Source organism: Acinetobacter bohemicus ANC 3994 (assembly GCF_000367925.1).
Taxonomy (GTDB): Bacteria; Pseudomonadota; Gammaproteobacteria; order Pseudomonadales; family Moraxellaceae; genus Acinetobacter; species Acinetobacter bohemicus.
The window spans coordinates 350,349-364,742 of sequence record NZ_KB849164.1; the positions used below are offsets into that span (position 1 = coordinate 350,349).

The following is a 14,394-nucleotide window of genomic DNA, read 5'->3' on the forward strand; positions in this document are numbered from 1 at the left end:
ACTTCAGTGGTTGGAGCAGATGGTCAAAGCATTTATACCGTAGCAACAGCACAAGATGTAAGTTTCGATAAAGTAACCGTTGGCGGTGTTGTACTAAACAAAGCCAATAATGACATTACGGGATTAAGCAATAAGAACTTATCGGCAGCAGACTTTGCTACACAAGGTCGTGCAGCGACAGAAGAACAATTGAAACTTGTGAGTGATGCACAAGCAGCAACAGATAGTGCAGCAGTGAAGTACGACAGTGCAGTAACGAAAGACAAAGTCACCTTTGGTGGAACGACAACAAGCAGTACAAAAGATGCAACCACAGGCAAGATTACTACGACAGGTGGTACAAGCCTAAGCAATGTAGCTAGCGCAGGTGATTACACCAATATTGCTAATGCAAGCAAAGGTGTTAACGCAGGTGACTTAAACAATGCGGTCATTGATGCAAAAACAGCAGTGACCAACATAGGCATCAAGTTCGGTAATGGTACAAGCTCTAACCAATACAAGTTGGGTGATATCATTAATGTTAAAGCCTCAACAGATGGCAGCATTACCAGTACCACGACAACAGACGGAGTACAACTAGGGTTAGGCAATACCGTTAAAGTTGGTAGTGGTGCTACACAGATCACTGTTGATGGCAGCACAGGAAAAATTGGTGGATTAAGCAATAAGACATGGAATGCAGCCAGCATCACCAGTGGACAAGCTGCGACAGAAGACCAATTAAAGCTTGTAAGTGATGCACAAACTGCAACAGATAGTGCAGCAGTGAAGTACGACAATGCAGCGACAAAAGATAAAGTTACTTTAGGTGGCGGAGCAGCAGGTACCACGATCACCAATGTGAAAGATGGCGCACTGAATGCCAGCTCAAGCGATGCAATTAATGGCAGTCAGCTTTATACGGTATCGAACAGCATTAAAAATGCAATTGGTGGTAGTACGACTATAAATGCAGTGACAGGCGCTATTACTACGACCAACATTGGTGGAACAGGTGCAAACACGATTGATGGTGCGATCAACAGTGTTAGCAATACAGCGAAAGCAGCGAAGACCGAAGTAAAAGAAGGCGACAATATTAAAGTCACTTCAGTGGTTGGAGCCGATGGTCAAAGCGTTTATACCGTAGCAACAGCGCAAGATGTAAGTTTCGATAAAGTAACCGTTGGTGGTGTTGTACTGAACAAAGCCAATAATGATATTACGGGATTAAGTAACAAAGATTTGAAAGCTGCTGATTTTGCAACGAAAGGTAGAGCTGCAACTGAAGAACAATTGAAGCAAGTGATTTCTAGCAACATCACCGAAGTTGTCGATGCTAGTGGCAATAAAGTCAATATTATTGATCAAGTTGTAAACACTAAACTGGATAATACCAATCAAGATTCATTGTTCTTAACTTATAACAAGCAAGGACAGGAAACTACGGATCGTTTGACGATTGGTCAAACTGTTCAGAAGATGAATACAGAAGGTACGAAATTCTTCCATACCAATGCGGACACGTCTAAAGGTGATTTAGGCACAACCAATGATTCAAGTGCAAGTGGTCTAAATTCTACTGCAATAGGTGTCAATGCTATTGTCGCTGCGGGTGCGGATAGCTCAGTTGCTCTAGGTCATAATGCTAAGGTTCAAGGTATACAATCAATCGCAATTGGTAATGGTGCTGAGGCATTAGGTACACAATCAATCAGTATTGGTACGGGGAATAAAGTTAAAGGCAATCATTCTGGTGCAATTGGCGATCCAAGCATTGTTAATGGTAGTAACAGTTATTCTGTAGGTAACAATAACCAAGTGCTTACAGACGATACTTTTGTACTTGGAAATAATGTGACTAAGACAGTTGCTGGTTCTGTTGTATTAGGTACGGGTTCTGCTGCCACAACGGGTGCAGGTGTTACAGGTTATGCGTTGTCTACTGCAACAAATGTAGATAAGACTGCAATCAATAAAACAATGTCAACGACTGGTGCTGTTGCAGTTGGTGATGCAGCAAGCGGTATTTATCGTCAGATTACGGGTGTTGCAGCAGGTACTCAAGATGCTGATGCCGTAAACGTTGCACAATTGAAAGCAGTTGGTAATCAAGTTGTTACGACCCAGAATTCACTTGTAAATAGTTTGGGTGGTAATGCGACTGTCAATAAGAATGGAACCATTACTGGGCCTACCTATAATGTTGCGAAAAGTACTCAAACGAATGTTGGTGATGCGTTAGATGCATTAGACAAAGCCATTGAATCTACAGCTGTAACTTCTAAAACAACAGTGACTAAAGGTCAAAATATTGTTGTGAACAAGAGTAAAAACGTTGATGGTTCAGATAATTATGAAATAGCAACTGCGAAAGATTTAACAGTTGATTCTGTTAAAGCTGGCAACACTGTTCTCAATAATGCTGGTATTACGATTGGTAATAATACTGTTGTGTTAAATAACACAGGGTTAATTATTGCAGGTGGTCCAAGTGTCACAACTCAAGGTATTAATGCGGGCAATAAGCAAATTACCAATGTTGCTGCTGGTACAAATACAACTGATGCTGTGAATAAAGGACAATTAGATTCAGCAATTAATAGTGTGGCGAGTGATGTCACTCAGCTTTCTAATAATGCGGTGAAATATGACACTGCATCTAAAGATAAAATCACATTAGGTGGTTCGAATGGAACCACGATTACTAATCTTAAAGATGGTGCTGTTGTTCAAGGTTCGAAAGATGCTGTGAATGGTGGTCAATTGTGGACTGTTCAACAACAGGTGAGCCAAAACACCAATGATATTCAAGGTATTCAAACCAACATTAGTAATATCAACAATGGTAAGTCTGGTTTAGTGCAGCAACAAACACAAGGCGGCGATATTACTGTTGGTAAAGATGCGGGTGGTACAACACTCAATGTATCTGGTACTCAGGGTGAACGTGTTGTAACAGGCGTGAAAGATGGGGCAATTAATGCAACATCGAAAGATGCTGTAAATGGCTCTCAACTTAATGTAACAAACAATAAAGTGGCTGAATTCTTAGGTGGCGGAGCTGGTTATAACAACATCACTAATAGTTTTACCAACCCAACGTATAAGGTTGATGGCAAAGACTACAATAATGTAGGTGGTGCAGTGGATGCTTTAAACAAAGCAGATCAAGCCTTAGGAAATCGTATTACCAATCTCGGTGATCGTTTAGAACAAGCCTTTACTGAAACCAACCAACGTATTGATGGTATTGAGAAAAAAGCGAATGCAGGTATTGCAGCAGCGATGGCGTTGGAAGCAGCACCATTTGTTGCGGGTAAATTCACGTATGCAGCAGGTGCTTCTTATCATGGCGGTGAAAATGCGATTGGTGTGACTTTACGTAAAACAGCTGACAACGGACGCTGGTCAATAACAGGCGGTGTTGCAGCAGCATCACAGGGTGATCCAAGTGTTCGTATCGGTATCAGTGGCGTAATTGACTAAGGTGTGAGAAGTGGAGAAAAACGTACACAGTTTTTCTCCATACTGCAAAAATTCAAGAGTAATCAATATGAAAAAAGTTATTACAATCGCACTTTCAGCAGCGCTTTTTGGTCTTGCGTTGCCGGTTTATGCAGCAACACCTGTCGCAGTTGAGCAGGAAGATGCTGTCTATTTCCCTGCGATCGAAAAAAGTTATCTTAAACAAGTTAATCGCTATGAATACAGCAATGCTGCCCGGTTAGAAAAAGGGTTAAGTAAGGATCAGATTCGTCACTTACTTGGTAATCCTCAGTTTAGTGAAGGTCTATTTGCAGTTAAAATTTGGAATTATGTTTTAGATATTCGCGTTCCGAATAGCCAAGACTATAAGCGCTGTCAATTACGTATCGATTTCAATAAAAATCTTGCTGAGCGCCTATCTTGGAAAGGTGAAGAATGTGAGGACATGATGCAGCGTAATATTTATGGGCAGCAATCCTCTGAAGTTCAACCAATCACATCAGCGGTGAGCTCGGCAAATATTTTGTTTGCATTTGACCGTTATGATGCCGATGCGATACAGCAAGGTAGGCAAGCAGCGGCAGTAATTGCTCAGCAAATTAAAGGTTCTGATTCTAATCATGCTGTTATTGTTTCAGGCTTTACTGACCGCATTGGTAATACGGGCTATAACCAGAAATTATCAGCGCAACGTGCAAATACAGTGGTGGATTTGTTGGTGCAGCAAGGCATTAATGCTAACCGCATTCAGCTCAATGCCAATGGCTCAACCGAACAATATCAATATTGTGAAGGCAAATATTCTCGTGCGCTGGTGGAGTGTTTGCTACCAAACCGCCGCGTCAATGTAAGTTGGTAATGATTCTTTCTTCTCAACAAACGTGAGTGATGAGATAGATATTCGATAAGAGGGAAAGGATTTTTTTCCTCTTATTGCCCGATTTAAGGATCAAGAGCATGACTGAGTTCGCACAAGTTTTAATCAATATCGAGCGCATTGATTATCAAAATATTAATTTTTTTTATTATCTAAATAGAATCATAGAAAGTGAAGATAGATACTGTATTCTTAAGATCATGAGTAAGTTTATTGAATATACGAATTCTTATTATTATGATAAATATAATTTTTTTATACGTAACTTTCCCGAAGAAATGATAAATATTGTTTATCAAAAACAATCTATTGAAAAATTAAAGAAAATTTATCGAGATTATGAAGGTCATCATATTGAAAAAGATGAATTATGTGAAGAATTAAGTGATTGGATATTAGCTGTACCCGCTCAGGCCTGAGCTGACAATGACTCAACTTTTTCTATCCAGTAAACTTTCAAATAACGCATGTCTACAGAATATTTTTTCTTGATGGGCACATTGAGTATTATAAAATTCAGCCACTTGTCTAAATGAGTCGCGTCTTTAGATAAAAGGAATACGGTGCTCTTTGTTAGCTGTTCTACGTTATTGATTCAAAAGTTATAGCAAAAGCTATTCTTACTTTTGCTGAACATGATCAATGTTAGCTGAATCTGTAATTTTCATTCACTGGCTTTGGTCGGTGTTTCAGCCAAAGATTTTTCAGCATAAAATTCAATCAATCCAATGAGGCCGTGCTGATTTTAAACAACCGAATATTGAACATTTTTAAATTTATGGGTCAGCATAATATCGGTGCTGTATGCACAGTGCTCCCGCCAAACTCAAAACTTCGGTTCATTGATCGAGGTTTTTATCGTTAGGGCTTTTTTTTCTTCACAGTACACGTGCATAGTCAGATTGGCCCCTAAGCGTTATTATAGCGCTCTTCATGTTATTGGAATGTGCTATGAAAATCGTCGCAGATGAAAATCTGGCTTTTACTGAATATTTCTTTGCAGATTTTGGAGAAATTCAACAAGCGGCAGGGCGTACTTTAACCCAAGCAGATGTACAGGATGCAGACGCTTTGTTGGTGCGTTCTGTGACGAAAGTAAATGCGCAGCTGATGGAAAATACCGCAATTAAATTTGTCGGCAGTGCCACGATTGGTACAGATCATTTAGATATTGCAAGCTTAGAAAAACATCACATCGCATGGTCAAATGCGGCAGGCTGTAACGCTCAAGCAGTCGCTGAATATGTCATTACGGCATTGTTATATTTACAGCCCGATTTAATTGAAAAAAATGAAAAATTTACCTTAGGGATTGTTGGCTTAGGAAATGTCGGTTCGCGTTTAGCATGTATGGCCAAGTTGTTGGGTTGGAATGTGATTGGTTGTGATCCCTTTGTGGATAGGGAAACGGTCCAGCAAGTTGAATTGGAAGCATTGTTAAAAACGGCAGATGCCATTTCGCTTCATGTTCCCTTAACCCAAACAGGGGAGCATCCGACGTTTCATTTGATCAATACCGATGCTTTGGCACACATGAAACCTGAAGCGATACTGATCAATTCAGCACGTGGCCCAGTGGTGGAAGAGTCGGCTTTGATTGCTGATCTTCAAAGCACCAAACGCCAAGTGGTGCTAGACGTATTTGAGCATGAACCTGAAATTTCAGCAGAATTACTCAATTTAATTTCTTTGGTCACTCCTCATATTGCGGGCTATAGCTTGGAAGGTAAGGCGCGCGGTACGCAAATGATTTACGATGCTTTCTGCACAACCTTTAACTTTAGCACAAATAAGCAATTTGAAACACAATTACCTGTATGTGATCAATATTTCCAAAATCAGGATTTAAAGCAAGCGCTGAAACAACATCTGAGTCAAATTTATGATATTGCGCGAGATGACTCAAATTTACGTGCCTGTTTAAAAGCGGGCAAAGTCGATCAACAGGCTTTTGATTATTTACGTAAAACCTATCCATTACGTCGTGAATGGGCAGCACACGGAGGCCCTAAAGCATGAGTATGGAAAGTTCTGAAATGGTAGACACTGAAATAGTCAATTATCGGCCCACCTGTGATATTAAAGCTTTAAAAGCACGTGCCAAAATGTATACACAAATTCGTCAATTTTTTGCCGAACGTGAGGTACTGGAAGTAGAAACGCCAATATTGTCTCAAGCGGGTGTCACCGATGTGCATTTAGCGTCAGTTCAGGCACAGCGTCATTTGGGTGGAAAGCAACACACTCATTATTTACAGACTTCACCTGAGTTTGCCATGAAGCGTTTATTGGCCAGTGGTAGTGGGCCGATTTACCAAATTTGCAAAGTCTTCCGTGATGATGAACATGGACGTAAACATAACAGTGAATTCACCATGTTGGAGTGGTATCGTCCAAATTTAAGCTTAAAAGAGTTAATGTTTGAAGTCACTGATTTACTCAATGTGACTTTGGCACATCGTTTTGGCGAAGTGCGTCCAACCATTTTAAGTTATAAACATGCATTTATGGATCGTTTGGATCTCAATCCATTACAAGCCAGCTTAAAACAGTTAAAGGATTGCTGTAACCGTGTCGGTTTAAATCTGGATTTGGGTGATGATCGTTTGGGTTATATCGACTTGTTGTTTTCACATATGGTTGAACCGAGTTTAGGCTTTGATACCCCCGTATTTTTGACCGATTTTCCGGCTGAAATGGCATCTCTTGCCAAAGTCAGAATCGATGAAGATGGCGAGCACGTTGCAGCACGTTTTGAGCTATATATTGAAGGCTTAGAATTGGCAAATGCCTATGATGAACTAATTGATGCTGCGGTATTACGTTCTCGCTTTGAAGCGGATAATTTGGAGCGTGAAAAACTCGGTTTACATGTGATGCCGATTGATGAATATTTACTGGCAGCATTGCCGAATATGACTGAATGTTCTGGCATCGCTTTAGGAATTGATCGTTTATTGATGATTGCAACGCAGCAGATGAAGTTAGAGAAAGTGATTACTTTCCCTGCTGATGTTTCTTGAAATATCGCTAAAAAATATTATAAATCAATCCATTGCGAAACAATGTTTCTCACCCTTTAAAAAAGGGAGGGGAAAGTTCTTCATTTTTAAAGATGAATCGAACTGCTATGCAATGGAGGGATTAAAAAAGCTTCTCATAAGAGATAATGCCGGTCAGTTAAGTATTTTTAAATCCTCCCCAACCCTCCTTTTTCAAAGGAGGGAGTTTCAAGAATATAAAATGATTTTAAATTCTCGATAGTTCCGCTCTTTTTCAAAAATGAAAAGCATTGCTTCGCAAGAGGGGGGATTTTTAAATGAGTAATCATTGAATTACTCTTAACTGATCAGCATTACTCAGAAGAGAAGCTTTTTTCTAAGCTAGACAATTAAAACAGTTTGCTGTGCTTTTAACGCTTCAATTGCTTTGATCCGACGCTGAATAAGCATTTCACCAATATCGGGGCCTTGAATATCGGGTGGCAGATCTTGCGCCTTAATGCCACGAACAACTTCCATCGCATCCAGTACATATTGCGCCTGTGGATATTCACGATTTTCTAAACCGAGACGACCCCGTGAATCACATTCACAAGCTTGAACATAGGCTTCAACACGTTCAGGACGACGTAATACATCTAAACGTTGTAATAAGCGCCATAAAGTGCCCGGTTTAAGGGTTAATGCTTGATGGCATTTTAAATGTTCCTTACAGACCGCAATTGCAAGCTGTTTGGTATGGGTTGGCACTTTAAGTCGATCACAAACCTCAGTGACAGGTATTATGCCTCGTTCTTCATGCATGATATGACGCGGCAATTCATCGACTGGAGTAAGTGCTTTACCTAAATCATGCATTAAAACAGCAAAGCGTACTTCCAATGAATAATTGGCTTTACAGGCTTGTTGTAAAGACATCATGGTATGAATACCACAATCAATTTCTGGATGATATTCAGGGCGTTGTGGAACGCCATAGAGAGCATCTAATTCTGGAAATAAGACTTTTAAAGCACCACAAGCACGCAAAGTTTCAAAATACTCATCAGCATGATCTTCCATCAAGGCGCGGGCAGTTTCTTTCCAAACACGTTCAGGTGTTAAAGCTTCTAATTCGCCTGATTCTGCCAATTGCTGCATCAGTGCTAAGGTTTCAGCGGCAATGCTAAATCCAAATGATTTATAACGTGCTGCAAAACGTGCAATACGCAGAACACGTAAAGGATCTTCTACGAAAGCATCGGACACGTGGCGGAGCACCCGATCAGCCAAATCTTGTTGACCCTTATAGGGATCATAAATATTGCCATCGTCATCCATGGCCATGGCATTAATGGTCAAGTCACGACGGATCAGATCCTCTTCAAGTGTGACACTGACATCAGTATGAAATTCAAAACCATGATAACCATGACCAGATTTGCGCTCAGTACGGGCTAATGCATATTCTTCTTTTGTTTTGGGATGTAGGAAAACAGGAAAATCTTTGCCTACAGGTTGATAGCCAAGCGCGATAAGTTGTTCAGGTGTAGCACCGACAACGACATAATCTTTTTCGTGATAGGGGTGACCGAGTAAGTGATCACGTACTGCACCGCCTACTAAATAAACTCGCATGAAAAAACCTCTATTCTTCAAGCAATCATGCTACAGAATAGAGGTTTTCTCAAGTAAAGAACCTTAGCTTTTTGCTAAAGTTGAATACTAGCCTTCTTGTGACTGTTGAATTTCAGCAACTGTCAACGCTGTCATATTGACCACGCGACGTGTTGTTGCAGTCGGTGTCAAGATATGTACAGGTTTTGCAGCACCCAACAAAATTGGGCCAATCGTTACATTGTTACCTGAAGTTGCTTTTAACAAGTTAAATGAAATGTTTGCAGCATCAAGGTTTGGCATAATCAGTAAATTTGCAGAACCTTTGAAACGTGAGTTCGGGAATGCAAAATGACGAATATTTTCATCAAGTGCAGCATCACCGTGCATTTCACCTTCAACTTCTAGTTCAGGTGCAATTTCACTTAAAATTTCAAATACTTTACGCATTTTTTGTGCACTTGCATCGGTTTGGTCAGAACCAAAACTTGAATGCGATAATAACGCAATGCGTGGAGTCACACCAAAACGACGCACTTCTTCAGCCGCCAAAATGGTCATTTCAGCCAACTGTTCAGCCGTTGGGTTGGTATTGACATAAGTATCGGCAATGAACAAGTTACGATCTTGAAGCATTAACGCATTGAGGGTAAAGAATGTGCTACGACCTTCTTTTAAGCCAATTACGTTTTTCACGAAATCTAAGTGAATGTCATAGCTTGAATATGTACCACAAAGCATACCGTCTGCATGACCATGTTTCACTAACATTGCAGCAATTAGGGTCGAGCGACGACGTGCTTCACGATGTGCATATTCAGGCGTTACACCTTTGCGTTGCATGATTTGATAGTAATCATCGGCAAAAAATTCGTAATCTGGATTTTTCTCTTGATCCACAATTTGAATGTTAACGCCGTGTTCAAGACGCAAGCCCAATTTTTTGATGTTTGCTTCAATAACAGCAGTACGACCAACAAGAATAGGGAATGCTAAACCTTCATCGACCGCAATTTGAACTGCACGAAGCACACGAAGATCTTCACCTTCCGCATAAGCAATACGCTTCGGTGCTGTTTTTGCTTGGGCAAAGATCGGTTTCATCATAAATGCAGAGTTATAAACAAACTCAGACAATTTTTGACGATATGCAGAGAAGTCTTCAATCGGACGAGTCGCGACACCAGAATCCATTGCAGCTTGAGCAATAGCAGGGGCAATTTCAAGAATTAAACGTTGATCAAGTGGGCGTGGGATTAAATACTCACGACCAAAAGATGCAGATTTTTCACCATAAGATGCTGCATCTGCTTCAATGTGTGCCATACGTGCAATCGCATGTACGCAAGCAATTTTCATTTCTTCATTAATGGTGGTTGCGCCAACGTCTAAAGCACCACGGAAGATATAAGGGAAACAAAGTGCATTATTCACTTGGTTTGGATAATCCGAACGTCCTGTCGCCATGATCACATCAGGGCGTACTTCATGTGCATGTTCAGGTAAAATTTCTGGATCTGGGTTTGCTAAGGCGAAAATGATCGGATTTTCAGCCATCACTTTAACCATTTCTTTGGTTAAAATGCCTGCCGCAGAAAGTCCGAGGAACATATCTGCACCGGCAATCACATCTGCCAATTGAGTGCCTTCAATGTCTTGAACATAGCGTTTTTTAGATTCATCAAGGTTGTCACGTTTAGTTGTTAACAAACCACGTGAATCGGCAACGGTAATGTTTTCCTTGCTCGCACCTAAAGCACAAAGCAAATCTAAACATGACAATGCAGCAGCACCTGCACCTGAAGCGACAATTTTAATTTCTTCAATTTTTTTGCCAGTCAATTGTAAAGCATTGAGTAATGCTGAACCGACAATAATTGATGTGCCATGCTGATCATCATGGAACACAGGAATATTCATGCGTTCGCGAAGTTTTTTCTCAATATAGAAACACTCTGGTGCCTTGATATCTTCAAGGTTAATACCACCAAAAGTCGGTTCTAATGCAGCCACGATATCGACAATTTTGTCTGGATCGTTTTCAGCAATTTCGAGGTCAAATACATCGACACCCGCGAATTTTTTAAACAGTACACCTTTACCTTCCATCACAGGTTTAGACGCTAATGGGCCAATGTTGCCTAGGCCTAAAACCGCTGTACCATTTGTAATCACTGCAACCAAGTTGCCACGTGCGGTATAAAGTGCTGCTGTTGATGGGTCGCGTTCAATCTCTAAACATGGCGCTGCGACACCTGGAGAATAAGCAAGCGCTAAGTCATGTTGGTTGACCAGCTGTTTACTTGGAGTAACACTGATTTTCCCTGGTGTTGGGTGTTCGTGGTAGTACAAAGCTTGCTGTTTTAATGATTGATCGTCCATCTGTATCTCTATTGTTGCTTGAGTTGCCCAGCCCGAGCGGGTGGTGGTTTTTTGCTTACTTTAGTCGAATATAACATTTGTTACGACCTTAGCACAGTCGCGAATATACCTTTTTCAAGTAAACTTATACTTAGGTCGGTAGACTTATATTAAGCAGATATAAGTCTACACTTGAGAAGGTATAAGCCTGTGTTGTTCTAAGAAGATAGTTGCTTCACTTTCGGGTAAAGGCTTTGAAAATAAGAAGCCTTGCGCAATGTCACATTTGAGATCTTGTAAGTACTCAAGTTGTTGCTTGGTTTCAATCCCCTCAGCAACCACCATCATGCCCATAGCTTTACCCATGGCAATCATGGCACTGACAATCGCTTCTTGTTTATTTTCACCAATTTTAGAAATAAAGCTTCGATCTATTTTTAATATATCAATTGGAAAATCAGCAAGATAGGATAGTGATGAGTAGCCAGTTCCAAAATCATCAAGCGAGATGTTGATTTTACGTTCTTTGATTTCATCGAGTAGATTTTTAACCGTAATTGAGTTCTCAAGCAGCGATGATTCGGTAATTTCAAGCTCTAGACTTGACCCTGATATTTGGTAAGTTTGAATGGCATAATCAAGGTCTTCAAGCAACTGCCCACGTTGTAATTGTTGGGCAACCACATTGACAGATACACATATATTATTAAAACCTAAATCATTCCAGTGTCTAATTTGTTTAGCGGTTTGTTGTATAACAATTCGACCAATATCTGAGATTAAACTGGTTCGTTCTGCAAGAGGAATGAACGAATTGGGTGGAATAATTCCTTTGGTTGGATGGTTCCACCGGACGAGGGCTTCAAAGCCATAAATATTTTGGTCACTAAAATTAATTTTGGGTTGATAGTAAACAACCAATTCATTGTTATTAATCGCAAGTCTTAAATCGCGTTCTAAATAAATACCTTGTTCAAGCAAGGCTGTATTTTTGTTTGAATAGTAACGAATGGTATTGCCACCTAAGTTTTTCGCTTCGGTTAATCCTTGTTCGGCACAATTATTTAAATAGTCGAGTTGGCGACCATTTTCAGGGTAGAACGCAATGCCCATAGAGAGGGTGATAATATGCTCTTGATCAAAAATATTGAAGGGCAGTGAAAAAGCTTTACTGATCCTTTCACAATGTTGTTGAATCGATGGTCGAATATGTGAAATTTCATAGACAATTGCAAAGTCATCACCATTTAAATGAGCCACAAATAAGGCTTCTGCGTTGGTGAGTCGCAGTCTTTGAGCAACTTGGCGTAATAACTCATCGCCACCACTATTGGATAAGAATTCATTCAAAGGTCTAAAACGATCGATATTGAGACGAATCACGGCAAGCTGCTGAATGGAATCTTTTTGGCTCACCAAATATTGGTGTAATTGATAATTATAATAAAAACGATTCGGTAGGTCGGTGAGCGGGTCGTAATTTTCTAAATAGGAGAGACGCTGTTCTTGTAGTTTACGTTCAGTTAAGTCAGAAACAATACCAATATAGTGCGTTACACGATTTTGCTCATCGGTGATGGCATTAATGTGCATCCAAACCGTGAGTTCTTTACCTGAGAGAAATTTCTCATTCATTTCTCCATCATATTCACCAGTTGTAAGTAATTGATTGATGATTAAATAATGATCATCTCTTTGTTGGGATTTATAGTTTGCAGTAATATCAAATAAATGTTTGCCAATGATTTTTTCTTGTGAAAAACCGGTCAATTTTTCATAAAATGGATTGACGTCAATATAAGCCAGTTGTTCATCGAGTATAAAAATACCTTCCGAAGCCTGTTTTAGCACGCTGGCGGCAAGTTTTAAACGTTCCTGATCGGTGCGTTCTTGCTGAATATCACGACGAATACCGACCATACGTAAAGCTTTTTGATTGATGGGGTCACGGCTAATGACTCTGCCAATATCATGTACCCATTTCCATTTTCCAACACTATTTTGAATTCGATACGTGGCTTCATACAGATCTGATCGACCGCGTAAATGTTGTTTCATCGAAGATTTGAAATGTTCGACATCGTCGGAATGAATAATATTTTGTAGCTGGTGCTGATGCTGTTTTAAAGGCTTTAATGTTTTTTGTTGTTTGGAGTTGGTGATTAAAATTTCCCGATCTTTAATATTCCAATCCCAAGGTCGAAGCCCTGCAATTTCATGTGCCAACACCAGATTTTGTTGCTGATTTTCTAAATCGCTGTTCATTTTAGCCAGATCGAAAGTACGTTCTTTGACTTTTTGTTCAAGCAGCTGATTGTTTAATTGTAATTGCAGTTCAATCTCTTTTGATTTGTTAATTTCGGTTTTTAATTGCTGGCATAACTCATCTGTCCATAGGACTTGTTGCTCTGCATTTTTAACCAAGCGGTTATTTTTGCAATACAGCGCTGAAATACGTTGATGAATACGAGAGCTTGTATTTGCACAAAGTAAAATGACAATCAGGGCAAAATTGATTGTTAAATGGAATAAATAATTTGAGGTGTCAGCAGAAATAAATTGTGAAGCAAGATAAGGTAAAATTGCCGGAATAAAGGCTAAGCAAAAATAATTGAGTCGTTGGGTTAAAAACGTTAACGCAAATGCTTGGCTCACAATCAGCAGTAAAGCCGATAACATCAAGCCATGAATTGAGTTGAAATCATGGTTATATTGCGGCAGATAGTAATAAATGAGAGCAATACCAGCCCCGATACAGCTTCCTATCGCTAAAAATTGAAATTGAAGCCAACGATGTGCATGTTTTAATGAGAAATTACGGGGCTTAAAATAGATACTGGTCATCAGTAAGCTGAAGCAATAAAACAGCGCCGTACTGATAAACCAAAGATTTAAATAGAAGGATGGTTTCGCAAAATAAAATTGATAAATACAATAAATATACAGGGATACAATCACAATACTGACGAGAAAAAATCGGCTAAGACGAATCGTATTGGTAATTTGTGCAGCACTGACATGCTGGTTGATATATTCGTCCTGAATATTTGACATAAAAGCAAAAACCTTATTTTTGTTTTGCGATAA

General features: G+C 39.8%; 8 protein-coding genes. 5 read left to right on the forward strand and 3 right to left on the reverse strand.

Going from position 1 to position 14,394, the window contains the following annotated elements; genetic code table 11:
- The 5 genes from F994_RS01610 to epmA all read left to right on the forward strand — a co-directional run.
- Positions 1-3,471: YadA-like family protein (locus tag F994_RS01610; protein ID WP_004648265.1), on the forward strand; the 3,471-nt coding region annotated here is incomplete at its 5' end.
- Between the two features lie 67 nt (positions 3,472-3,538).
- Positions 3,539-4,330 (forward strand): trimeric autotransporter adhesin/peptidogylcan-associated protein TpgA, encoded by a 792-nt coding sequence (gene tpgA / locus F994_RS01615; RefSeq protein WP_004648266.1) that lies wholly within the window; start codon positions 3,539-3,541, stop codon positions 4,328-4,330.
- 98 nt (positions 4,331-4,428) lie between these two features.
- Positions 4,429-4,767: a hypothetical protein gene (locus F994_RS01620; protein WP_004648267.1), complete on the forward strand. Its 339-nt coding sequence runs from the start codon at positions 4,429-4,431 to the stop codon at positions 4,765-4,767.
- A 532-nt stretch (positions 4,768-5,299) separates the two neighbouring features.
- Positions 5,300-6,367, forward strand: a complete 1,068-nt coding sequence (locus tag F994_RS01625; RefSeq protein WP_004648269.1) for a 4-phosphoerythronate dehydrogenase — start codon at positions 5,300-5,302, stop codon at positions 6,365-6,367.
- A gap of 17 nt (positions 6,368-6,384) precedes the next feature.
- Positions 6,385-7,371 (forward strand): EF-P lysine aminoacylase EpmA, encoded by a 987-nt coding sequence (epmA, locus tag F994_RS01630; RefSeq protein WP_034696613.1) that lies wholly within the window; start codon positions 6,385-6,387, stop codon positions 7,369-7,371.
- A 360-nt stretch (positions 7,372-7,731) separates the two neighbouring features.
- Here epmA and F994_RS01640 read toward each other — a convergent pair whose 3' ends face one another.
- The 3 genes from F994_RS01640 to F994_RS01650 form a co-directional block, all read right to left on the reverse strand.
- Entirely contained in the window at positions 7,732-8,967 is a 1,236-nt protein-coding gene (locus F994_RS01640) for a multifunctional CCA addition/repair protein (RefSeq protein ID WP_004648271.1), read from the reverse strand.
- Positions 8,968-9,054: 87 nt separating this feature from the next.
- Positions 9,055-11,328 carry an NADP-dependent malic enzyme gene (locus F994_RS01645; protein WP_004648272.1) on the reverse strand — a complete coding sequence of 758 codons (2,274 nt, stop codon included), beginning with the start codon at positions 11,326-11,328 and terminating at the stop codon, positions 9,055-9,057.
- Positions 11,329-11,493: 165 nt separating this feature from the next.
- Positions 11,494-14,361, reverse strand: a complete 2,868-nt coding sequence (locus F994_RS01650; protein WP_004648273.1) for an EAL domain-containing protein — start codon at positions 14,359-14,361, stop codon at positions 11,494-11,496.
- Positions 14,362-14,394: the final 33 nt, after the last annotated feature.